18 protein-coding genes are annotated in these 21,897 nt (G+C 71.4%); 9 read left to right on the top strand and 9 right to left on the bottom strand.

The window, feature by feature from the left end; all coding sequences use genetic code 11:
- The first annotated feature begins 370 nt into the window (after positions 1 to 370).
- Positions 371 to 2,257: a DUF222 domain-containing protein gene (locus ACFQ53_RS10420; RefSeq protein ID WP_377859138.1), complete on the top strand. Its 1,887-nt coding sequence runs from the start codon at positions 371 to 373 to the stop codon at positions 2,255 to 2,257.
- Between the two features lie 182 nt (positions 2,258 to 2,439).
- Here ACFQ53_RS10420 and ACFQ53_RS10415 read toward each other — a convergent pair whose 3' ends face one another.
- Positions 2,440 to 4,128 carry an ATP-binding protein gene (locus ACFQ53_RS10415; protein ID WP_377859135.1) on the bottom strand — a complete coding sequence of 563 codons (1,689 nt, stop codon included), beginning with the start codon at positions 4,126 to 4,128 and terminating at the stop codon, positions 2,440 to 2,442.
- Positions 4,125 to 4,862, bottom strand: coding sequence for a response regulator transcription factor (locus ACFQ53_RS10410; protein ID WP_249480776.1), 738 nt, complete (start codon positions 4,860 to 4,862; stop codon positions 4,125 to 4,127). Before ACFQ53_RS10410 ends, ACFQ53_RS10415 begins: the two co-directional genes overlap by 4 nt.
- Positions 4,863 to 5,136: 274 nt before the next feature.
- Here ACFQ53_RS10410 and ACFQ53_RS10405 point away from each other — a divergent pair, with 274 nt between their 5' ends.
- The gene (locus ACFQ53_RS10405; RefSeq protein ID WP_249480777.1) at positions 5,137 to 5,409 is read left to right on the top strand and encodes a 2Fe-2S iron-sulfur cluster binding domain-containing protein; all 273 of its coding nucleotides are present in this window, start codon (positions 5,137 to 5,139) and stop codon (positions 5,407 to 5,409) included.
- 11 nt (positions 5,410 to 5,420) lie between these two features.
- Here ACFQ53_RS10405 and ACFQ53_RS10400 read toward each other — a convergent pair whose 3' ends face one another.
- The 3 genes from ACFQ53_RS10400 to ACFQ53_RS10390 form a co-directional block, all read right to left on the bottom strand.
- A complete protein-coding gene (locus ACFQ53_RS10400) occupies positions 5,421 to 5,663 on the bottom strand; it encodes a hypothetical protein (RefSeq protein WP_377859130.1) in 243 nt (80 codons plus the stop codon).
- A 181-nt stretch (positions 5,664 to 5,844) separates the two neighbouring features.
- Complete coding sequence (locus tag ACFQ53_RS10395; RefSeq protein ID WP_377859127.1) at positions 5,845 to 7,710, bottom strand: ABC transporter ATP-binding protein; 1,866 nt, start codon at positions 7,708 to 7,710, stop codon at positions 5,845 to 5,847.
- 63 nt (positions 7,711 to 7,773) lie between these two features.
- Positions 7,774 to 8,592 carry an SDR family oxidoreductase gene (locus tag ACFQ53_RS10390; protein ID WP_377859124.1) on the bottom strand — a complete coding sequence of 273 codons (819 nt, stop codon included), beginning with the start codon at positions 8,590 to 8,592 and terminating at the stop codon, positions 7,774 to 7,776.
- 62 nt (positions 8,593 to 8,654) lie between these two features.
- Here ACFQ53_RS10390 and ACFQ53_RS10385 point away from each other — a divergent pair, with 62 nt between their 5' ends.
- On the top strand, positions 8,655 to 9,329 hold the full coding sequence (locus ACFQ53_RS10385; protein ID WP_377859121.1) for an HAD-IA family hydrolase: 675 nt from the start codon (positions 8,655 to 8,657) through the stop codon (positions 9,327 to 9,329).
- 18 nt (positions 9,330 to 9,347) lie between these two features.
- Here ACFQ53_RS10385 and ACFQ53_RS10380 read toward each other — a convergent pair whose 3' ends face one another.
- The 3 genes from ACFQ53_RS10380 to ACFQ53_RS10370 form a co-directional block, all read right to left on the bottom strand.
- Positions 9,348 to 10,307, bottom strand: a complete 960-nt coding sequence (locus tag ACFQ53_RS10380; protein ID WP_377859118.1) for a cation diffusion facilitator family transporter — start codon at positions 10,305 to 10,307, stop codon at positions 9,348 to 9,350.
- A complete protein-coding gene (locus tag ACFQ53_RS10375; protein ID WP_377859115.1) occupies positions 10,307 to 10,762 on the bottom strand; it encodes an ArsR/SmtB family transcription factor in 456 nt (151 codons plus the stop codon). Before ACFQ53_RS10375 ends, ACFQ53_RS10380 begins: the two co-directional genes overlap by 1 nt.
- Before the next feature lie 66 nt (positions 10,763 to 10,828).
- The gene (locus ACFQ53_RS10370; protein ID WP_377859112.1) at positions 10,829 to 12,109 is read right to left on the bottom strand and encodes a dicarboxylate/amino acid:cation symporter; all 1,281 of its coding nucleotides are present in this window, start codon (positions 12,107 to 12,109) and stop codon (positions 10,829 to 10,831) included.
- A 106-nt stretch (positions 12,110 to 12,215) separates the two neighbouring features.
- Here ACFQ53_RS10370 and ACFQ53_RS10365 point away from each other — a divergent pair, with 106 nt between their 5' ends.
- The 5 genes from ACFQ53_RS10365 (at position 12,216) to ACFQ53_RS10345 (ending at position 17,400) form a co-directional block, all read left to right on the top strand.
- Positions 12,216 to 13,010, top strand: coding sequence for an ABC-2 family transporter protein (locus ACFQ53_RS10365; RefSeq protein WP_249480785.1), 795 nt, complete (start codon positions 12,216 to 12,218; stop codon positions 13,008 to 13,010).
- A complete protein-coding gene (locus ACFQ53_RS10360; RefSeq protein WP_377859108.1) occupies positions 13,003 to 13,833 on the top strand; it encodes an ABC transporter permease in 831 nt (276 codons plus the stop codon). The genes ACFQ53_RS10365 and ACFQ53_RS10360 overlap by 8 nt, the downstream gene beginning before the upstream one ends.
- The gene (locus ACFQ53_RS10355) at positions 13,830 to 14,813 is read left to right on the top strand and encodes an ATP-binding cassette domain-containing protein (RefSeq protein WP_377859105.1); all 984 of its coding nucleotides are present in this window, start codon (positions 13,830 to 13,832) and stop codon (positions 14,811 to 14,813) included. Before ACFQ53_RS10360 ends, ACFQ53_RS10355 begins: the two co-directional genes overlap by 4 nt.
- Positions 14,814 to 14,930: 117 nt before the next feature.
- Entirely contained in the window at positions 14,931 to 16,199 is a 1,269-nt protein-coding gene (locus ACFQ53_RS10350; RefSeq protein ID WP_249480788.1) for a hypothetical protein, read from the top strand.
- A 142-nt stretch (positions 16,200 to 16,341) separates the two neighbouring features.
- A complete protein-coding gene (locus tag ACFQ53_RS10345) occupies positions 16,342 to 17,400 on the top strand; it encodes a lipoate--protein ligase family protein (RefSeq protein WP_249480789.1) in 1,059 nt (352 codons plus the stop codon).
- 84 nt (positions 17,401 to 17,484) lie between these two features.
- Here the strand turns inward: ACFQ53_RS10345 and ACFQ53_RS10340 are convergent, their stop codons facing one another.
- Positions 17,485 to 18,951, bottom strand: a complete 1,467-nt coding sequence (locus tag ACFQ53_RS10340; RefSeq protein WP_377859101.1) for a fibronectin type III domain-containing protein — start codon at positions 18,949 to 18,951, stop codon at positions 17,485 to 17,487.
- Between the two features lie 248 nt (positions 18,952 to 19,199).
- Between ACFQ53_RS10340 and valS the strand changes: the two genes are divergently transcribed.
- Complete coding sequence (gene valS / locus ACFQ53_RS10335; protein WP_377859098.1) at positions 19,200 to 21,872, top strand: valine--tRNA ligase; 2,673 nt, start codon at positions 19,200 to 19,202, stop codon at positions 21,870 to 21,872.
- Positions 21,873 to 21,897 lie beyond the last annotated feature (25 nt).

Raw genomic sequence — 21,897 nt, 5'->3', positions numbered from 1 at the left:
CGGTGCGGCGCGATGCATCGGAGTGAGGGGTCGACTCGTGTCGCTCTCGACGTGCGCCGTGTTCTGGTGTCGCGTGCGCGTCGACTCGGTATCCGTGGTTCCTTCACACGGGGGTGTTTTCCACGGGGTTATCCACTGCGGACTTGGCAGATGCGGAAGTCAGGAAAAGTTCGCGGGCTTATCCACATTCTTGTCCGGGGACTGGTTTTCTGGTGTGCGCCGGCATAGAATTGGACATATCGATCGTGGACGAGAGATCGCGGCTTCATCGGTGAGGCCGACGAATCTTGCGATGGCGCCAGTCGAATCACTGTCCCGATCCAGATATCTCGCGTGGGTCCGTGGAATGCCAGGGAAGGGGGTGGGTGACATGAGTGCGGTGGAGCAGCCGGAGTCGCAGGGGCGTCTGGACCTGCCCGGGGAGCCGGCGATCGAGTCGACCTTCTCGGTCCTGGACGACTTGGAGAAGATGACCGAGCGGCAGCGTGAGGACATGCATGTCCACACGCCCCGGTTCGTGGCCACACCCCCGGAGGGCGTCCGACCCTTGTTCATCGTGAAGGAACCCAAGAAAGCGGTGTGCCGCGAGGTCGTGGCGCGCAGGGTGAAGGCCCGCCCTGATACGGAGCTCACCGCGCAGGTCCGCGCTCTCTGGGACGAGGGCGTCGACGAGTCCTACGAGCTCTCTCGCCGCTTCGTGGCGCTGGCGCCGTTCTGGGCGGGGCGGGAGGACATGGACGCCGACCCGTTCGAGGTGGAGCAGCAGGACCTGATGGTCGCGGTGGCGATGCGTTGCACCCGTGGGCAGGCCGCCAAGGCCATCACCGACGCCCACCGGGCCGTGGACCTCCTCCCGCGCTGCACCCAAGCCCTGGAAGCAGGCGAATTCCCTGCGGAATGGTTCCGCACCCTGCTGCGGCGCACCGCGGATTTCACCCCGGCGGAAATGGTCCTCGTGGATGTCACGGTCGCCTCGTGGTGTTTGGCGATCATGCCGAGAGCATTCACGAAATGCCTCGACCTGCTTGTCACGAAGATTCAACAGCGGCATCCCAAAGAACCCGAAGAAATCTCCGCGACCCGCCGCCGCATGGTCCTGGACCCCGGAACCCTCGACGGAGTCGCCTCCCTGCGGATCATCGGACCCGCCCCGGAGATCAAAGCCCTCGCGGGGAAGTTCGACCAGGCCGCTCGGGCGATTCAGAACGCCCAGCGCCACGCGCTGATCGAGGGCACGGAGATCCCGCTGGATCCGGATCGTCGGGTGGAGAACGAGGGCATGCCCCTGTCGTTGAACCTGATCCGCTACCACCTCGCCCACGCCGCGCAGCTCGACACCGGTGGCATCACGGTTCCGGAGGCAAGGTTTCGTCTGAACGTCCTCGTCCCCTTCCTCACCCTGGTCGGTGGCGACGACGCCCCGGGCGTCCTCGAGGATGGGACCCCGATCCCGGCGCAGATGGCCCGTGAGATCGCGGGGAAGAGCGAGGAATGGTTCCGGGTCCTCACCGACCCGTCCTCGGGTGAGTTTCTGCCGCGTCCTGCGGAGAAGTACCGGCCGACCGGGGCGATGCTCGAACACCTGCGCTTGCGTGGCCAGTCCTGCGGCGTCCCCGGATGCGAACGCACCGCGTCTGTCGCCTCCGAAGCGGATCACATCGTCGAGTACAACCATGCGGACCCGGTGTGTGGTGGTCGGGCGGCGGTGGAGAACCTGCACTTCCTGTGCTGGTTCCACCACGCGATGAAAACCGCCGGCCGCCTCGATCCTGTGCGTGTGGAAGCGGACGAGTCACCGGCCGGGACCGCGGGCACGGTGTGGGAGATGCACGAACGCTTCCGCGTGTTCCGCGAGGACGACACCGACCTCCTCACCCCACAGGCCGTCGCCCAACTCGACGCGGTCTGGGACTCGATGCAGCGCAGGCAGGACGACTACGAGCAGCGGGGTGGCGCTGGCGAGCACGACAGCGAAGCTCCCAGTGGCGGGCCGCCTGGCTCCTCTGACCCGTCGGTTCTGGACTCGCCCTGGCCGGTCCGTGCTGGTGTCCCGGACCCGTGGCCCCGCGTGGACATGGACCAAGCCGGCGCCCCCGACCTGGAAGAAATCCCCGTCGAGAAACCCGTCCGGCGCCGATATCAACCGCTCCCGACGTTCCACTACGACGGCGACCTCCCCATCAGCGCCACCATGCGCCGACCACGCAAGCAGCAGGCTCCGCCTCCGAAGTTCGATCCCGGACCGCCACCGTTCTGACCCGCAGGGCCAGCCCGACCGGTCTCGACAGAACACCGAGGTCAGAACCACACCAGAAGCGCCACCCCCACTTGCAGAGGGGCACACCACAGTGCCCCTCTACAGGCACGCCCGAAATCAATCAGCGCCTCCGGGGTCGGGTCCGCTCGTCGCCAGTCCGCGATCTACGACGAGGACTCCGCTCACCGGGCGACGATCGGCAGGCGCAGGATGAAGGCGGTCCGACCCGGCTCCGATTCCAGAGTGATCGAGCCGCCGTGCGCCTCGGCGATCGCCTTGACGATCGGCAGCCCCAGCCCCGTCGTCCCGTCGCCGCCCGAGCGGGCGGCATCCGCGCGGGTGAAGCGCTCGAAGACCCGTCCCGCGATCTCCGGCTCGATGCCGGGACCGTCGTCGATCACCTCGAGGATGCCGACTCGTCCCACCGAGCCCGAGGCGGCCGCCGAGTCGGAGCCGTCCGATCTCGACCCTGACCCCGGCTCCGACCCCGACCCCGACCGCAGCCGCACGGTCACGGTCGTGTCCGCGGGAGTGTGCTTGCGGGCGTTCGACAGCAGGTTCACGATCACCTGCGACAGCTGACGCGCATTGCCGAGCACCGTCACCGGCTCCTCCGGGACCTCGAGCACCCAGCGGTGCTCCGACGCCGTGACCCGCGCGTCCATCGCCGCATCCAACACGAGCTCCCCCAGGTCGGTCTCGGTGCGCTCGTCCCGTGCGCCCTCGTCGAGACGGGCCAGCAGCAGCAGGTCCTCCACGAGCGACGTCATGCGCCGGGACTGCGCGTCCATGCGATCCACCGACTGCTCGCCGCGATCGCTGAGGTCCTCCGTCATCCGCAGCATCTCGCTGTAGCCGCGGATCGCCGTGAGCGGTGTGCGCAGCTCGTGGGACGCGTCGGCGATGAAGCGGCGCATCGACTCCTCGCTGTGCTGGCGCGTCTCGAGCGCCCCCTCCACGTTGTCCAGCAGCAGGTTGAGGGCCCGCCCCACCTCGCCGGCCTCGGTCCCCGAATGGGAGATCCGCTCGTCGACCCGGTCCCCCAGGGCCACGTCGCCGTGGGACAGGGGCATGTCGGCCACCCGTCCGGCGACGGCGGAGACCTCCTCGAGGGGACGCAGCGTGCGCCGCACGATCAGCGATCCCGCCACCCCGCAGAGCGCGGTCGCGAGCACTCCCGCCGTGACCAGCGTGATGTCCAGCCGTGTCAGAGTGCTGTGGACCTGGGTGAGCGGGAGGCCGGTGACGATCACGGCGCCCGAGGCGTCGGTCGCGGTCATCACCCGGTACTGGCCGATGGAGAGCTTCACGTCCGCGTGCTCGTCGCTGTCCAGTCCCTTCGCGACGTCGGCGACCTCGGTGCGGTCCGAGGCGCCCAGCTGCTCGACCTGGCCGTCGGTGTCCCGCCACGCGGCGCTCACGACCTGGTCGTCCACGAGGATCGCGGCGAGCTCGAACTCGCCGCCGCCGGGGCCCGTGGCCTCGGCGTCCCCGCCATCGGCCTCGTCGGCCCCGGTCCCGCTCGTGCCGCTGGTGCCGCTGCTGCTCCCCGTGCCGTTGGACCCGTCCTCGCCGTTCGTCGGCCCGTTGGGCGCGCCCGGACCGCCCGTGTCGCCGGCACGGTGGGCGGCACGGGTGAGCTGCGCGTCCAGCTGGCCCTCGAGCTGCCCGCGCACCGACACGTGCGTGACCGCCCCGACCAGCAGGCACAGCACCGCCACGGTGCTCACCAGCAGGATCACGAGCGTCGCGCGCAGCGACAGACGATGCCGCCGCGGCGTCGCCGTGGGAGTCGGGGCGCCGGGCGCCAGGGGCGCGCGCGCCGGAGCGTGCGAGCGGGCGACGCTCGAGTTGCGGGAGGCGCGGGTCATGCGGGCTTGAGCATATAGCCGGCGCCGCGGACCGTGCGGATCATCGGCTCGCGGCCCACGTCGATCTTCTTGCGCAGGTAGGAGACGTAGAGCTCGACGATGTTCGCCTGCCCGCCGAAGTCGTAGTTCCAGACCGCGTCGAGGATCTGTGCCTTGGAGAGCACGCGCTGCGGGTTCTCCATCAGGTACTGCAGCAGCTGGTACTGGGTCGCGGTCAACGCGATCTCCTCGCCGCCGCGCGTGACCTCGTGGGTGTCCAGGTTCATCACCAGATCGCCGACGACGAGCTCGCTGCTCTGCGGGGACGTCGCTCCCGCACGCTGCACCAGACGGTGCAGCCGCAGCAGCACCTCCTCCATCGTGAAGGGCTTGGTCACGTAGTCGTCGGCCCCGGAGGCGAGGCCCTGGACGCGGTCGGCCGGGGCGTCCATCGCGGTGAGCATGAGCGAGGGGACGTCGGGCTGCAGCGCGCGGATGCGGCGCAGCACCTCGAGGCCCTCGATGCCGGGGAGCATGCGGTCCAGCACCAGCACGTCGGGCCGCATCTCACGGGCCACACGCACGGCCTCGAGGCCGTCGCCCACGACCGTCGCCTCCCAGCCGATCATCTGCAGCGGGAAGCGCAGGAGGTCGGCGATGGTGGGCTCGTCCTCGACGACGAGCGCGCGGATCGGGGACCCGTCCGGGTGCGCCAGCGGCGGCAGCGCGGACAGCGCGGCGGGGGTGTTGGACATGTTCAGCTCCCGTTCGAGGTGGTGACACCGAGATTAGTCGCCCGCGATCCGTCCGCACAGGCTCCGCGCCCCCGCCACAGCACACCGATCCGTCCCGCACAGCCCGCGCACAGCCCCGCGCGCAGCACTGCCCAGTCAGGACGCGCCCGGTGAGAGCACGCTCACCACGCCCCGTGCGCGCGGGCGTGGGATGCTGGAGGGCGGGCCGGGCGCAGGCGCCGGCCGCGCGCACCGACCACCCGATCCACCCCACTCGATCCTTGGAGGAGCACCCATGGGCACGCTGGGCGAACCGTTCACCGCGAAGTGCCGGAAGTCCGGCACGACCGTGGAGGTCGACGGCGAGCACACGCTGCTGCAGGCGCTCCTGGACGCGGGCATCGACGTCGACTACTCGTGCGAGGGCGGAGTGTGCGGCACGTGCGTGCTGCCGCTGCTGGCCGGGGACGTCATCCACGAGGACGAGTTCCTCATGGAGGACGAGCGCGAGGAGCGGATGACCGTGTGCGTCTCCCGCGGGGTCGGCGAGATCGAGCTCGACGTCTGAGGGCCGACGGGTCAGGGCCGCCGCGGGCCCGCCACCACCCAGCCGATCGCGACGAGCAGCACGGACACCCCCGCCATCGCGATCGAGGTCGCGAGAGGCATCGTCGGGCCGCCGAGCAGGACCGTCATCAGCACCGCGAGCGCGACCATCACGATCGCCGTGAACACCGCCGGACGCCCGGCTCCGCGCGAGGCCGGCGCATCGCTCGAGGACAGCGTGTGCGAAGGGATCGTGCGCATCCTGCCCTGGTCCATGACCGTCTCCTGACGAGTGCTCTGCCGACGTGCGGGGATCGCGCCGGTGCTGCGCGAACACTCCCACTCTCCCCCGTCGTCCGCCGCTCCCGCATCCTTCGGACGGATGAATCCGGGCCATACCCGGGTCGTATCCGGGATGCCCCCGAGATGCCGACGGGGCAGACCCGGGACGGCAGGATCAGAACGGCAGGCTCGCGTCGCGGCGGGCGAGCTCGGCGAAGGGACCGTCCTGCGCGAGGAGCTCCTCGAAGGTGCCGCGCTCGACGATGCGCCCCTTCTCGAGGACCACGATCTGGTCGGCGTCGCGGATCGTGGAGAGGCGGTGCGCGATCGAGATCGTGGTGCGGCCGCGGCTGAGCGCGGCGAGCGCTCCGCTCATCGCCTGCTCGGTGCGCACGTCCAGGGCGCTCGTGGCCTCGTCGAGGAGGAGCACGGGCGGGTCGCGCAGGATCGTGCGGGCGAGCGCGAGCCGCTGCTTCTCCCCGCCGGAGAACCGGTAGCCGCGCTCCCCCACCGTGGTGCCGTAGCCCTCGGGGAGGCTCGCGATGTGGTCGTGGATCTGCGCGATCCGGCATGCCCGCTCGAGCTCCTCGTCGCTCGCGTCGGGCGCGGCGAAGCGCAGGTTGTCGGCGATGGACGCGTGCAGCAGGTAGGTCTCCTGGGTGACCACGCCGATGCAGTCGGAGACCGAGCGCAGAGTGAGGTCGCGCAGGTCGTGGCCGTCCAGGGTGACCGCACCGAGCGTCGGGTCGTACAGGCGCGCCATGAGGTAGCCGGTGGTGGTCTTGCCCGAGCCGGTCGCGCCGACGAGCGCCGTGTGCGTGCCGGCGGGGACCGTGAGGTCGATGCCGTGGAGGGTGAACGAGGGATCCTCGGGGTCGAGGTCGGTGCGGCTCGGGCCGTCGGCCGCCGCGGTGTCGGGTGCCCCGTCCGCCTCCTCGCCCGGGTAGCGGAAGGCCACGTGCTCGAGGCGGACCTCGCCGCGCACCTCGGCGGGGTCCAGCGCGGTCGCGTCCTCCCGCTGGGTGATGGTCACGGGAGCATCGAGATACTCGAAGACGCGGGTGAACAGCGCGAAGGACGAGTTCACCTGCGTGGCCACGCGCAGCAGCGAGTTGATCTGCGGGAACAGCCCGGACTGCAGGGCGATGAAGGCGACCAGGGTGCCGATGGTGACGCCGGGGACGTGCCCGAACAGCAGGTAGCCGCCCAGCAGGTAGGTGAGCGAGGGGATCACCGACATGAGCGTCGAGTAGAGGGCCATCTGCCAGCGGCCGGCCGTCGTCGAGGAGAGCCCCAGCTCGGCGAGACGCCCCGAGAGTCCCGTGAAATGGCCGGTGAGGGCGTCGGTGCGGCCCATCGTGGTGCCCAGCAGGATCCCCGAGACCGAGAGCGACTCCTGGATCGAGGCGGAGAGGTCGGCGGCGGTCTCCTGCTGGATGCGGGTGATCGTGCGGCGCCGCAGCCCCACCCGCCGGTTCATCCACACGGCGAGCGGGACGGTGATCACCGAGAACAGGGTGAGGCGCCAGTCCATCGCGAGCATCGCGACCACGGCCATCACGATCCCGGCGCTCGCGGAGACGATCTGGGTGACCACGCTCGTGACCACGGCCTGCATCGAGCCGATGTCGTTGAAGATGCGCGACTGCACCTCGCCGGTGCGCGTGCGGGTGAAGAAGCCCAGCCCCATCCGCTGCAGGTGCGAGAAGACGGCGACGCGCAGATCGTGCATGATCGCCTGGCCCACGCGCGTGGACAGCAGCGACTGCAGCACTCCCAGCACCGAGGAGATCGCGGTGACCGCGATCATCCCGGCCACGCACCAGGCGAGCAGGTCCAGCCGCTGGTCCGGCAGGGCGACGTCCACGACCTCGCGCACCAGGAAAGGCGAGACCACCCCGGTGGCGGCGGCGAGCGCGATGAGCACGAGCACGACCAGCAGGGTGCCGCGGTACGGGGTGAACAGGCGCAGGATCCGGCCGACGTCGGCGCGCTGCCCCGGCGCGAGGCGCCGCTCGTCGGCCCCGGGCATGGAGGCCATGCCGCGGACCCCGCCGCCGGGGCCGCCGGGGCCGCCCGCCATGCTCATCGGGCGCCCGCGCCCTCAGAGACCCGCATGGCGCGCCACCTTGTGCTGCGCCGCCTGGGCGAGCGGGCGGACGGTGACGAGATCGAGGTTCACGTGGTGCGGGGCGTTCAGGGCGTAGGAGATGACGTCGGCGCAGTCCTCGGCGGTGAGCGGCTGCTCGACGCCGTCGTAGACCTTCTCGGCCCGCTCCGTGTCGCCCAGGCGGACCAGGGAGAACTCCTCGGTGCGGACCATGCCGGGTGCGATCTCGATGACGCGGATCGGTGCGCCGTTGAGCTCGAGGCGCAGGGCGGAGGCGAGCATGTGCTCCCCCGCCTTGGCGGCGTTGTACCCGGCGCCTCCCTCGTAGGCGCCCTGGGCGGCCGTCGAGGAGAGCACGAGCACGTCGCCGCGACCGCTCGCGTGCAGGGCGGGCAGCAGCTCGCGGGTGACCCGAGCGGCGCCGAGCACGTTGACCTCGTACATCCGCTGCCAGGCGTCGAAGTCGGCCTCGGCGACCGGCTCCTGGCCGAAGGCCCCGCCCGCGACGTTCACGACCGCGTTCAGACGCCCGTCGAACAGCTCGTCGACGCGGGCCACGAGAGCGGCGACCGACTCCTCGTCCGTGACGTCGACGGCGAGGGTCTCGCAGCCGGACTCCTCGGCGAGGGATGCCAGCCGGTCCTCGCGGCGGGCGACGGCGAGCACGCGCCAGCCGTCGGCGGCGAGGCGCACGGCGCTCGCGCGGCCGATGCCCGAGGAGGCGCCCGTGACCACGGCGGCGAGAGGGGCGGCGGAGGAGGACGCGGCGGAGGATGCAGAGGAGGATGCAGAGGAGGAAGCGGTGGAGGTCATGGCCCCGAGGATACGGGCCGGACGGATGCGCGCAGGGCCGTGTTCCGCGAGAGGATGGGGCCTTGACCTCGCCCGTCCGCACCGACTCCCCCGCGCTGCTGCGCCCCGTGGTCCTCTTCGACCTGGACGGGACGCTCGTGGACACCGTGGGCCTCATCGTCGACTCCTACGCGCACGTGTTCGAGCGCTTCGGGATCGCGGGCATCGAGGAGGCGGAGGTGCGCAGCTGGATCGGGCTCGCCCTCGAGGAGACCTTCGAGGCGCTGGATCCGCTGCGCGCGCCGGCGATGGCCGAGGCCTACCGCGAGTTCAACGTGGGCCACCACGACGAGCGGATCGCCCCGTACCCCGGGGCCGACGCCCATGTGGGCGCGCTCCTCGACGCCGGGGCGGACGTGGGCGTGGTGACCTCGAAGGGCTCCGAGCTCGCCCGGCGCGGACTCACGGCGACCGCGATGCCCGCGATCGACGTGGTGATCGGCAAGGAGCACACGCTCGCCCACAAGCCCGACCCCGCCCCGCTGCGGCATGCGCTCGAGGTGCTCGGCGCGCGCGCCGAGGACGCCGTCTACGTGGGCGACGCGGCGACCGATCTGCAGGCGGCGCATGCGGCGGGGATGTCAGCCGTGGGAGTCACCTGGGGCGCGGGCACTCGGCCGGCGCTCGAGGCGCAGGGCCCGCTCGCCGTCGTCGATTCCTTCGCGGAGCTCACCCGGCTGCTCGCTCCCGGGCGCTGACCTCGGAGACCTCCGAGGTCACCAGGTGGTCTCCTGGTCGGTGCGGTGGTCCTCGGGCTCGATCTGCAGCGTGCAGTGGTCCAGGCCGTGGCGCTCGCGGAGCATCGACTCGGCCGCGTCGAGCACGGCGTGGCCGTCGGTCCCCTCGCGCACCCGCAGGTGCACGGTGAGCACGTCCATCCCGGAGGTGACCGTCCACAGGTGCAGGTCGTGCACGTCGGTGACGCCCGGCACGGCGCGCAGGTCCTCCCCCACGGAACCGGGGTCCAGATGCCGCGGGGTCTCCTGGCCCAGCACCGAGAGGACCTCGCGGCCCAGGATCAGCGCGCGCAGCGCGACGAACACGCCGATCGCGAGGGCGATGGCGGTGTCCCAGAGCGTGCTCCCGGTCACGCCCACGAGGATCGCGGCCGCGACCACGCCGACCGAGCCGATGGTGTCGGCGAGGACCTCGAGATAGGCGCCCTTGACGTTGAGGCTCTCCTGCGCGCCCGCCCGGAGCAGCCGCATCACCGCGAGGTTCACGACCAGGCCCAGCGCGCCCACCACGAGCATGGGCACCGAGTCGACGTGCGCGCCGTCCGCTCCCGCGCCGATCCGGCCGATCGCCTCGAGGACCACGAACACCGAGACGCCCAGCATCACGAGGACGGCGAGCAGGGAGGCGAACACCTCGAGGCGGTAGCTGCCGAAGCTACGCCTGCCCGTGCGATCGGGCCGGGCGGCGAGCACGGTCGCCCCGAGCGCGGCGGCGAGGGTGAGGACGTCGGCAGCCATGTGCCCCGCATCCGAGAGCAGCGCGAGGGAGCCCGTGAGCAGGGCGGTGACCAGTTCGACGACGAAGAAGCCGCCGATCAGCACGAGCGCCCACGCCAGGCGGCGCCGGTGCTTCCCGCCCGCGCTCAGCGCCTGCGCAGCCGAGGCGTGGGAATGGGAGTGGGCGGACCCGTGCGACCCGCCGTGCTCGTCGGCCCCCATCAGGCGCCTCCCCCTCCGGCCGCGGTGATCTCGGGATGCGTCTGCTCGGTGTGCGCGGTGTGGGCGACCGCGAGGTCCAGGAGCATCCGCACGTGCGGGTCGTCCAGCCGGTAGAACATCCGCCGCCCGTCGCGGCGGGTGGCGACCACGCGATGGGCGCGCAGCAGCTTGAGCGCGTGGGAGGTCGAGGAGTCCGACTGCCCCGTGAGCGCGGCGAGGTCGTGCACGCACAGCTCCCCCTCGAGCAGGGCGAGCAGGAGGGTGAGGCGGTTGGGGTCCCCGAGCAGGGAGAACACATCGGCCGTGTCGGCCACGTCGCGGGGGCGCGGCAGGTGCTCGGCGGCGAGCGCGACGCGCCCGGCGTCCACGACGTCGCTCGCGCAGCCCTCCGCGCCGTCCGCGGGCTCCGCGCTCTCCGCGAGCTCCGCGGTCGGCACATATGACGATGTGTTCATACGTTCAGGGTAGGTCCACGGCGAAGAAGCGGTCAAGGGATGCCAGCGGGGCGGCGCCGGCCCCTCTCAGACCCCTGCGAGCTCGACCCCGTCGTCGGCCTCCAGGTCCCCGGAGACGCGTCCGCGGGCGAGGCGGGAGACGAGCGCGGCGATCGCGCCGTCGCCGGTGACGTTCGTGGCGGTGCCGAAGGAGTCGATCGCGATGTAGGAGGCGATCATGAGGCCGACGGCGGCCTCGCCGAAGCCGAGCATCGAGGAGAGGATCCCGGCGGCGGCCATGATCGCTCCCCCGGGCACGCCCGGCGCGGCGATCATGACGATCCCGAGCATGAGCACGAAGCCCACGAGCTTCGCAGGATCCAGCGGCATCCCGGTGACCACCATGATCGCGACGGCGAAGGAGGTGATCTTGAGCGTCGAGCCGGCGAGGTGGATCGTCGCGCACAGCGGGACCACGAAGTCGGCGATCGGAGCCGCCACCCCGTTGCGCTTGGTGCACTGGAGGGTCACGGGGATCGTCGCGGCCGACGAGCTGGTGCCGAGCGCCGTCGCGTAGGCGGGCAACATCCTCCACAGCATCTTCAGGGGATTGCGGCGCATCGCCCAGCCGGCCACGCAGTACTGGGCGAGCAGCACGATCACCGTGAGGACGAAGACCATGAGCACGACCGCGAGGAACGTGCCGATGACGGTCCAGATCTGCCCGTTCATCGTCAGGCCCAGGAACATCCCGAAGATATAGATCGGCAGCAGCGGGATGATGATCGCCTCGATCGTGCGCACCACGATCGTGCGCAGCTGCTCGAAGGACTCCTGCAGCGCCCCGCGGCGCACCAGGGTCAGCCCGATCCCGAGGCAGAAGGCGAGGATGAGCGCGGTCATCACCTCGAAGACGGGCGGCATCTCGATCGTGAAGTACGGGGCGATCGCCGAGTCCTCGGGGTTCTCCAGGGTCCCCACGCTCGCGCCCGCGAGCATGCGCGGGAGCAGCAGGGCGGAGACGGCGAGCGCGAGCAGCCCGCACAGGATCGTCGAGACGTAGGCGATGCCCGCGGTGAGGGCGAGCATCTTCCCCGCCCCGCGGCCCAGCTCGCCGATCGCCGGGGTCACGAGCCCCACGATGATCAGCGGGATGAGGAACTCCAGGAAGGCGGAGAACAGCCCGTTGAAGGTGGTGAACACGCGCGCGAGCGCCTCGGGCATCACCAGGCCCAGGAGGATGCCCAGCACGATCGCGACCACGATCCGCGGCAGCAGGCCGAAGCAGGGCCGACGGCGGGAGGGAGCGGCGGGCTCGCCGTCGACGGGCGCGGGAGCGGCGGGCGGGGTGTCGGCAGGAGGAGTCATCGATCATCCGGTTCGTCGGGGAAGAGGGATCGGCACAGGGTACCGATCCGCACCGCTTTCCCCGAACCCCTCCCGCCCGCGCCGGCCGCACCCTAGACTCGCGCGGGTGCTCGCCTTCTGGAGGATCCTCGCCGCCTCCTTCCGGCAGTACTCCACCTACCGCGTCGCCACCGTCGCCGGCGTGTTCACGAACTCCGTGTTCGGCCTGATCCGCGCCTCGATCCTGCTGGCCGCGGTCTCCACCGCCGGGGGCGAGCTGCGCGGCTACGACGCCCTGCAGGCCGCGACCTACGTGTGGCTGGGCCAGGCGCTGCTGGCCCCCGTCGAGGCGTTCGGCACCCGGGAGGTCGCCGAGCGCGTCCACCAGGGCGACGTCGCCATCGACCTGCTGCGGCCCCTCGGGTTCCTCCGGCTCCAGTACGCGCAGAAGCTGGGCCGCTCCGCCTTCCTGCTGCTGGCCCGTGGGATCCCGCCGATGCTCGTGGGAGCGGCTCTCACCGGCATCTCCCTGCCGACCGACCCCGTGGCCTGGCTGCTCGGACTGCTCGCGATCCTGCTCGCGATCACCGTCGCCTTCCTCGCGGACATGCTGGTGAACCTCGCGGCGTTCTGGATCCTGCAGACCCGCGGGCTCACCGTCGTCTACACGGCCGTGATGAACCTGCTCTCAGGATTCCTCATCCCCATCGCCTGGTTCCCCGACTGGCTGATCGCCCTCACCCGCGCGACCCCGTTCCCCGCCATGGTGCAGACCCCGATCGACGTGCTCTCGGCGCGCGTGAGCACCGCCGAGGCCCTCCCCGAGATCGGCGTGCAGGCGCTGTGGGCGGGCGTCCTCGCCCTGGCGGCCTGGGCGATGCTGCAGCGCGGGATCCGCTCGCTGGAGGTGCAGGGTGGCTGAGAGGACCCCGTCGGCCCGTCCCGGCTCGACCCTGCGGATGGTGGCGACGCTCTACGGCTCGCGGATCCGCTCCCAGGCCTCGTTCCGCACGAGCTTCCTCATGGACCTGCTGGGCCAGGTCCTCATCGTGGGCACTGAGTTCCTCGAGCTGTGGGTGATCCTCTCCCAGGTCGACGTGCTGGGCGGGATGACGCTGCCGCAGGTCGCCGTGGTCTACGGGCTCGGAGCTCTCGCCTTCGGGATCGCCGACATGCTGTTCGGCGAGATCGACGGGCTCTCCACGGCGATCCGCTCCGGGACGCTCGAGACCCTCATGATCCGCCCCGTGCCGATGCTGCTGCAGATCTCGAGCCTCGACCTCTCCCTGCGCCGGCTGGGCCGGATCGTCGTCGGCATCGCGATGACCGTGACGGCGCTCGCGATAGCGGGCTTCTCCCCCACCCCGCAGACGCTCGCGCTGCTGGTGATCGCGCCGCTCGCGGGCGCCGCGATCATGGGCGCCCTGTTCACGATGGCCGGAGCCATGCAGTTCTGGCTCGTGGACGGCCGCGAGTTCGCGAACGCGTTCACCTACGGCGGCAACTACGTGGCCACGAACCCCGGGGCGGTGTTCCCGCTGCCCCTGCGGGCGTTCTTCACCTTCGTGATCCCGACGACCCTCGTCGCCTACACCCCGACCCTCGCCCTGCTGGACCTGCCCGGCCCGCCGCTGCTGCCGCAGTGGACGGGCTGGCTGGGCCTGCCGGTCGCGGTCCTCACCTGGATCCTCGCCGCGCTGCTCTGGCGCGCGGGGGTCCGTCGCTACACAGGAGCCGGCGGATGACGAACCATGACACGACCCAGCCCGCGATCGACCTGCGCTCCCTGCGCCGGGACTACGTGGTGCGCTCGGGCCCGCTGGGCCGACGCGCCCGCAGGGTCGTGCGCGCCGTCGACGACGTGACCCTGCAGGTGCAGCCCGGGGAGGCGGTCGGCTTCGTGGGCGCGAACGGCGCCGGGAAGTCCACGACCATCAAGATGATGACCGGCATCCTCCAGCCCACCTCCGGCGACGTGCGGGTGCTGGGTCGGCGCCCCGTCGCCGAGCGGCGACGCCTCGCCCGGGAGATCGGCGTGGTCTTCGGCCAGCGCTCCCAGCTCTGGTGGGACCTCCCCCTGCGCGACTCCTTCCGGATCCTGGGGGCGATGCACCGCATGAGCGAATCGGCGCGCGCGCAGCGTCTGGGGCGCCTGGTGGAGGGGCTCGACCTCCACGGATTCCTCGACCGGCCGGTGCGGCAGCTCTCGCTCGGCCAGCGGATGCGCGGCGAGGTCGCGGCCTCGTTGCTGCACTCCCCGCGCCTCGTCATCCTCGACGAGCCGACCATCGGCCTGGACATGATCTCCAAGGAGGGGCTGCGCCGCTTCCTGCGCGAGGACCGCGACGAGCGCGGCACCACCCTGTTCCTCACCACGCACGACATGGGCGACGTGGAGCGGCTGTGCGAGCGGATCGTCGTGGTCAACTCCGGCACGGTCGCCTTCGACGGTCCCCTCGCCGGCTTCCGCGAGTCCCTCGGCGCGCCCCGCGAGCTCGTCGTCGACCTCGCCGCGCCGCGGGAGGCGCTCGCCCTCCCTCCCGAGGCCGAGGTGCTCGCGGTCGAGGCCGACGGGATCCGCCATCGCATCGCCTTCCGCGGCAGCGAGATGACGGTGCCCGCCCTGCTCTCGGCGATCGGCGCGCAGGCCGAGATCGCCGATCTCTCCCTCGCCGAGCCCGCGATCGAGGACCTCGTGCGGGAGATCTACGCCAGGGGCCGGTGAGAGCGGCGGGCGACGGGCCGCGCTGCCACGTATCCTCGCTGCGGGCCCGCCCGTCGGCCCGGTCGCACCCCGAAGCATCCATCCGCAGCACCCACCCGCAGCGAGCGAGGAGAGCAGATGAGCCCCGCCACCCCGTCCGTCGGCCGGATGATCTCGAGCGGTCTGGACGCCGTGCCGAAGATGCTCCGCCACGACTCCCCGCGCACGCGCCACGAGGCGATGGCCCGAGGGATGCTCGACCACGTGCTGCGCGACCGCCGTGCGCGCCGGCAGTTCGCCCGCCGCATCGCCGACGTCTCCGGCTCCGTCCCCGCCTTCCGCACCACCACCCGCAGCGCGGCCGACGCCTTCGACCTGGTGGGCCAGTCGCCCTCGACCGGCTCCTCCGAGATCCTCGCGGTCAAGCTCGTGATCGACGGGGACCTCTCAGAGGAGCGCCTGCGGTCGCTGCTGGACTCCCTCGAGAGGACCCCGGGCAGCCGCCTGCTGCTCATCGTGCCGCGCTCGCGCCGGTCCGCCGTGCGCGAGGTCGACGACCCCACGGGCCGCATCCGCATGGTGACCTGGGCGCAGGTCGCCAAGCGGCTCGTGCCGCACGACCCCGAGAGCGCCGAGCTGTGGACCTCTCTCGCCGAGTTCGGCGAGAACCAGGCCGTCGAGGACGCCCAGCAGCCCGTCGCGCCGAAGGTCCTGCTCGACGAGGAGGTCACCACTGAGCTGCGCGACCACCTGCGCTCGATGCTTCTCATCAGCGACGAGCTCATCCACCGCGCGCCGCGCTTCTCCTCCTCGCGCAGCCACCCGCGGGCGTGGCTGCACGCGGGCGGGAGCGGCAACGACCTCGGCGTCGAGTTCGACGCCGTCGAGGACGGCTCGGCGATCTGGCTCGTCGGCTCCCGCCCCCAGCGGTCCTTCCCGCTGGAGATCGGGGCGCTCGGCAACGACGAGGAGCGCGAGGCCGCGATCGCCCGCCTGCGCGCGATCGCCTCCCGCCCCGACTGGCGCTACGACGCGGACCTCACCTTCGAGCCCGACTCCTACATCGGCACCCCGGCCTCCCGGAAGCTCGAGGACGCCCGCGCCCTGCTCTGGGAGGTCCTCGACCCGGGCCGTCTCGAGGCGAGCGGCTTCCCGCTGGTCCCCCGCCAGCAGCCGGACATGACCGCGGACCGCCTCTCGGTGCGCGTGCACGCCCCGTCGATCCCGCGCTCGGGCACCTTCCTCGTCTCGATCGGCGGCTCGAGCACCTGGCGCACGCTGCTGCCGCGCGTCACCCGCGAGTACGACCACCGCACCTACGTCGTGCAGGCCAAGAAGTCCGACTCCGTCCAGGACCTCGTCACCAGCGTCCACGAGGCCCTGCACTCGCTCGCGACCAAGCCCTGAGCGCGGCTCCGGGCGCGCGGCGAAAGGGCCTCCCCGGGAACGATGCGCGGCTCACATCCCGCCGGCGCGCGGCGGCTGGGACAATGACAGCTGAGGGCGTCCTCACCGGGGCGCCGCAACCAGGTCGCAGGAGGCACCGAGGGTGAACGGCTCGTTCAAGGTCCGCGGAGGGAAGCTCGTCTCGGTCGAGGTCGAGGCCTCGGACGGGGTGATCACCTCCGCCCACGTGTTCGGCGACTTCTTCCTCGAGCCCGACGAGGCCCTCGAGGACATCGACGCCGCGATCGTCGGCCTGCCCGTGAAGGCGAGCGCCGCCACGATCACCGAGGCGATCTCCGCGCGTCTCGCCGCCCGGCACGGCGACGTCCAGATGATCGGCTTCGACGCGGACGCCGTCGCGATCGCCGTGCGCCGTGCGCTGGGCAACGCGACCAGCTGGGACGACCACGAGTTCGACGTCATCGGGCCGGTCACCATGGCGCCGATCATGCACGTGGCGCTCGACGAGGTCATCCCCCACGAGGTCGCCGCGGGTCGGCGTCGGCCGCTGCTGCGGATCTGGGACTGGGACTCCCCGCTCGTGGTGATCGGCTCCTACCAGAGCGTGAAGAACGAGATCGACCCCGCGGGCGCCGCGAAGCACGGCATCGGCGTGGTGCGGCGCATCACCGGCGGCGGCGCCATGTTCATGGAGGCCGGCAACTGCCTCACCTACTCGCTCGTGGTGCCGTCCTCCCTCGTCGAGGGCCTGAGCTTCGAGCAGTCCTACGCCTACCTCGACGACTGGGTGATGGGCGCCCTCGCGGAGATCGGCGTGCGGGCGCGGTACGTGCCGCTGAACGACATCGCCTCGGACAAGGGCAAGATCGGCGGCGCCGCCCAGCGCCGCTTCGCCGACGGCGTGGTGCTCCACCACGTCACCATGAGCTACGACATCGACGCCGACAAGATGGGCGAGGTGCTGCGCGTGGGGCGCGAGAAGCTCTCCGACAAGGGCACCCGCAGCGCGAACAAGCGCGTGGACCCGATGCGCTCGCAGACCGGCATGAGCCGCGAGGCGATCATCGACAGCTTCCTGGACTACTTCCGCGGGAAGTACGCCACCCACGAGTCGGCGTACACCGAGGGCGAGCTCGCCGCGGCGCGGGACCTCGTGGACACCAAGTTCGCCACCGAGGAGTGGACCCAGCGCGTGCCGTGAGCGGCGGGGCGGCGGCTGCCGCACCCGCCGCTCGCGCCGTTCGCGCCGTTCGCGCCGTTCGCGCCGTTCGCAGGAGCGTCGTCCTCAGCCGCGGCCCTTCCCCCGGCCGTGATGCCCGTGCCCGTGTCCGCCGTGGCCGCGCGATCCCCGGACCAGCTCGACCTCGTCGACGACGCGGCCGTCGGTGACGTCGTGGGTCACCAGTGTCAGGGCGTCGCGCTCGACGCGCACCCGCGTCACGTTGGGGTGATGGCGCTGCTCGTCCTCGGCGATCCAGTAGAACGAGTCGACGTTCTCCTCGTCGGTCTCGTAGTACTTGCTGCCGCTGCACGAGTTGCAGGTCAGGTAGAGGACGTCGCCGTCCTCGGCGACCACGCGCCCCCGCACGGTCCCGGCCGTCTCGAAGGAGCTGAGCGCGTTGTCGGGGACGCCGTCGCCGTCCTCGTCGTCGGTGACGTTCATGAGGTACGAGCGGGTGAAGTGGTGGTCGTGCCCCATCAGGACGAGGTCCACGCCGAGCTCGGAGAACCCGGGAGGGAGCACCCGGCGGCGCTCGATGATGTCGCTGTCCATCGCGTGGTCGGCGGTGCTGAACACCGAGTGGTGGAAGGTGACGAGAACCCAGCGCGCATCGTCGTGCTCACGCATGGTCTGCGCGACGTAGTCCAGATGCGCGTCGTTGTCGGTGCTGTTCGAGTTCAGCGCCACCACGAGCACGTCCTGGAAGCGGAACCAGCTGTTGCCGCCGGCATTGCCCGAGGAGGCGACCACTCCCACGCTCGTCGACTGGTTCGCCACGTGGAAGTGCTGCCTGTACAGGTCCGACCCCTCGTCATGGTTGCCGATGACCGGGGCCACGGGCAGGGAGGCGAGCTGTCCCGGGGCCAGGAGCTCGGTGTACTCCTCCGCCATCGCCGCGAGGTCCCCGGTCGTGTTGATCTGGTCGCCCGCGGAGAGGATGAAGGCGGCGCGCGGGTACTTCTTCTCGGCAAAGCGCAGCGTGGTGGCCCAGCCCTCGCCGTCGGCCTCGTTGTCCCCGCTCGCTCCGATCTGCGGATCCGCGACCACCAGGAACTCGAAGGAGCCACTGCGGGCGAGCGTGCGGAACTCGAAGACGTCCGACCAGCCGGCGCGCGCGGACCCGACGCGGTAGAGGTAGCGCGTGTCGGCCCGGAGGTCCTCGAGCGTCGCGTGATGGAAGTGGTAGCCGTCGGTGAGGGCCTCGCCGCTCGTGGCCCGCACGCGCCGGGTGCCCGCACGCGGGAATCCGTGTCCGCGGGAGTATTCGCTCCGACGCACCAGCTCCACCTCCTGTCGGCCGCCGTCGGTGCTGAACCAGGCGAGGTTGCGCTGCGTCTCGTCCGACCCGACCAGGAGCACCAGGTCCTCGATCGAGGAGCCGTGCGACGACCCGTCGGCGCTCGCGGCCTCGACCTGCACGAGAGGGAGCGCGGCGAACGCGCCGAGACCGGCGATGACGGCTCGACGGGAGGTGGTCCTCGGCGTCGTCTGCGTGGTCTGCGTGGGCTGGGACTGCGGGGCCTGCGACATGGGTGGGATCTCCTGGGTCTCGGGCGGATGGGTCGGGAGGGATGACGCCGACGGGCACGAGCCCGGGCGGGCGCCGTCCGAACGCACCCGATCGATGCAACAGGTGCGGCGTGAACCCCCTCGATGGCCCGGGCGACATCCCGGTGTCCATCGCGCGAACGGCCGCCCGGAGCCCGGCACGCTCCGTGCGCCCGTGATCACGTCGCAGGATTGCGCTCTCAGGCACGATGCCTGGAACAATGGGCGCCATGACCGACACCGCCCCGCGCCCGAACGCCGCGTCCGCTCTCCCCGACAAGCCCAGCCTCGAGGGCCTCGAGGACAAGTGGGACCGCGTATGGGACGCCGCGCAGGTCTACGCCTTCGACGCGGACACCACCCGTGACCAGGTGTTCAGCGTCGACACCCCGCCGCCCACGGCCTCGGGCTCCCTGCACATCGGCCACGTGTTCGGCTACTCCCAGGCCGACATGATCGTGCGCTACCAGCGCATGCGCGGCAAGAACGTGTTCTACCCGCTGGGCTGGGACGACAACGGCCTGCCCACCGAGCGCCGCGTGCAGAACTACTTCGGCGTGCGCTGCGACCCCTCGCTCCCCTACGAGGAGGACTTCACCCCGCCGCAGGAGGGCGGGGACAACAAGTCCGCGAAGGCCGCGAACCAGAAGCCGATCTCGCGCCGGAATTTCATCGAGCTGTGCGAGCGGCTCACGAAGATCGACGAGGCCTCCTTCGAGGAGGTCTTCCGCACGCTCGGCCTCTCCGTCGACTGGAACCACAGCTACCAGACCATCGATGCGCGCTCCCGCGCGACCAGCCAGCGCGCCTTCCTCGAGAACCTGGCCAAGGGCCAGGCCTACCAGTCCGAGGCCCCCACGATGTGGGACGTCACCTACCGCACCGCGGTCGCCCAGGCCGAGCAGGAGGACCGCGAGCGCGACGGCGCTTACCACCGCATCGGCTTCACGAAGGCCGATGGGAGCGGCGAGAAGGTCTTCATCGAGACCACGCGCCCCGAGCTGCTGCCCGCGTGCGTGGCCCTCGTCGCCCACCCGGACGACGAGCGCTACCAGGAGCTGTTCGGCACCACGGTGACCTCCCCCCTGTTCGGCGTCGAGGTGCCGGTGCTGGCCCACCCCCTCGCCCAGGCCGACAAGGGCGCGGGCATCGCGATGATCTGCACCTTCGGCGACGCCAACGACGTCACCTGGTGGCGCGAGCTCGAGCTGCCCACCCGCAGCGTCATCGGCCGCGACGGCCGTTTCCTGCCCGAGGCCCCGTGGATCACCTCCTCCGAGGGCCGCGAGCGCTATGCCGAGCTCGCCGGGCTCACCGTGTTCAGCGCGCAGAAGCGCGTGGTCGAGATGGTCACCGAGACCGGCGACCTGGTGGGCGAGCCGAAGCGGATCACCCATCCGGTGAAGTTCTACGAGAACGGCGACAAGGCCCTCGAGTACGTGACCAGCCGCCAGTGGTACCTCACCAACGGCGGCCGCGACGCCTCCGAGGGCGGGCTGCGCGACGCGCTGATCGCCCGCGGCGCCGAGATCACCTGGCACCCCGCCTACATGGAGTCCCGGTACCGCAACTGGGTCGAGGGCCTCGCCGGTGACTGGCTGGTCTCCCGCCAGCGCTTCTACGGCGTCCCGATCCCCGTCTGGTACGCGCTGGACGCTGCCGGGGAGGTCGACTACGACACCGTGCTCACCCCCGAGCTCGAGCGTCTGCCGATCGATCCGACGACCGACGCGCCCTCCGGCTACGAGGAGTCCCAGCGCGACCGGCCGGGCGGCTTCACCGCCGATCCCGACATCCTCGACACCTGGGCGACGAGCTCCCTGACCCCGCAGCTCGCGGGAGGCTGGGACGCCGATCCGGAGCTGTTCGGCAAGGTGTACCCGATGGACCTGCGCCCGCAGGGCCACGACATCATCCGCACCTGGCTGTTCTCCACGATCGTGCGCTCGCACCTGCAGCAGGACTCCCTGCCCTGGCACAACACGTCGATCAACGGCTGGATCCTGGATCCGGACCGCAAGAAGATGAGCAAGTCCAAGGGGAACGTCGTCACCCCGATCGGCCTGCTGCACGACCACGGCTCGGACGGCGTGCGCTACTGGGCCGGCCGCGCTCGCCAGGGCGTGGACACCGCGTTCGACGAGGGCCAGATGAAGATCGGTCGACGCCTGGCGATCAAGATCCTCAACGCCTCGAAGTTCGCGCTCGGCTTCGGCGAGGCCCCGGCGGACCCGTCGGGCCGCCTGGCCGCGGACCCGTCGGCCGTGACGCATTCGCTGGACCGGGCGATGCTGGCCGCGCTCGCCGAGGTCGTGGACTCCGCGACGGCCGCCTTCGAGGAGATGGACTACGCGCGCGCTCTCGAGGTCGTCGAGCCCTTCTTCTGGACGTTCTGCGACGACTTCATCGAGCTCATCAAGGATCGCGCCCACGGCGCCTCCGCGAGCGGCGAGGAGGGTGCGGCCTCGGCGCGCGCCGCGCTCGCGATCGCCCTCGAGGTGCTGCTGCGCCTGTTCGCCCCGGTGATCGTGTTCGCGACCGAGGAGGTCTGGTCGTGGTGGCGGGGCGGCAGCGTGCACACGCAGTCCTGGCCGACGTCCGACGCGCTGCGCGAGGCCGCGGTCGGGCAGGACGCCTCGCTGCTGGGCACCGTCGAGCAGACCGCGATCGTGCTGCGGCGCATCAAGTCCGATGCGAAGGTCTCGCAGAAGACCCCGATCCTGCAGGTCACCGTCACCGCCCCCGAGTCCGCGATCGCGCACCTCGAGGCGGCCCGCGGGGACCTTACGGCCCTGGGCCGGATCGAGGCGCTGACGATCATCGGCGGCGAGGTCGAGGGCATCGCGACCAGCGACGTCGAGCTCGGCGAGCCCCCGGTCAAGAAGCCGCGGAACCAGGGCTGACACAGACCTGACACCGGGCTGTCGC

It is taken from the genome of Brachybacterium sp. NPDC056505, from assembly GCF_042794925.1.
GTDB lineage: Bacteria > Actinomycetota > Actinomycetes > Actinomycetales > Dermabacteraceae > Brachybacterium > Brachybacterium kimchii.
This window is presented reverse-complemented; position numbering and strand designations above follow the sequence as displayed.

What these genes read in the sequence shown, in the direction of transcription:
- ACFQ53_RS10380 (WP_377859118.1), bottom strand. Translation starts at nt 10,307, where the DNA reads ATGGGGGCCGACGAGCACGGCGGGTCGCACGGGTCCGCCCACTCCCAT.
- ACFQ53_RS10355 (WP_377859105.1), top strand. Translation starts at nt 13,830, where the DNA reads ATGACGAACCATGACACGACCCAGCCCGCGATCGACCTGCGCTCCCTG.
- valS (WP_377859098.1), top strand. Translation starts at nt 19,200, where the DNA reads ATGACCGACACCGCCCCGCGCCCGAACGCCGCGTCCGCTCTCCCCGAC.
- ACFQ53_RS10340 (WP_377859101.1), bottom strand. Translation starts at nt 18,951, where the DNA reads ATGTCGCAGGCCCCGCAGTCCCAGCCCACGCAGACCACGCAGACGACG.
- ACFQ53_RS10390 (WP_377859124.1), bottom strand. Translation starts at nt 8,592, where the DNA reads ATGACCTCCACCGCTTCCTCCTCTGCATCCTCCTCTGCATCCTCCGCC.
- ACFQ53_RS10415 (WP_377859135.1), bottom strand. Translation starts at nt 4,128, where the DNA reads ATGACCCGCGCCTCCCGCAACTCGAGCGTCGCCCGCTCGCACGCTCCG.
- ACFQ53_RS10370 (WP_377859112.1), bottom strand. Translation starts at nt 12,109, where the DNA reads ATGACTCCTCCTGCCGACACCCCGCCCGCCGCTCCCGCGCCCGTCGAC.
- ACFQ53_RS10350 (WP_249480788.1), top strand. Translation starts at nt 14,931, where the DNA reads ATGAGCCCCGCCACCCCGTCCGTCGGCCGGATGATCTCGAGCGGTCTG.
- ACFQ53_RS10375 (WP_377859115.1), bottom strand. Translation starts at nt 10,762, where the DNA reads ATGAACACATCGTCATATGTGCCGACCGCGGAGCTCGCGGAGAGCGCG.
- ACFQ53_RS10395 (WP_377859127.1), bottom strand. Translation starts at nt 7,710, where the DNA reads ATGGCCTCCATGCCCGGGGCCGACGAGCGGCGCCTCGCGCCGGGGCAG.
- ACFQ53_RS10410 (WP_249480776.1), bottom strand. Translation starts at nt 4,862, where the DNA reads ATGTCCAACACCCCCGCCGCGCTGTCCGCGCTGCCGCCGCTGGCGCAC.
- ACFQ53_RS10420 (WP_377859138.1), top strand. Translation starts at nt 371, where the DNA reads ATGAGTGCGGTGGAGCAGCCGGAGTCGCAGGGGCGTCTGGACCTGCCC.
- ACFQ53_RS10400 (WP_377859130.1), bottom strand. Translation starts at nt 5,663, where the DNA reads ATGGACCAGGGCAGGATGCGCACGATCCCTTCGCACACGCTGTCCTCG.
- ACFQ53_RS10405 (WP_249480777.1), top strand. Translation starts at nt 5,137, where the DNA reads ATGGGCACGCTGGGCGAACCGTTCACCGCGAAGTGCCGGAAGTCCGGC.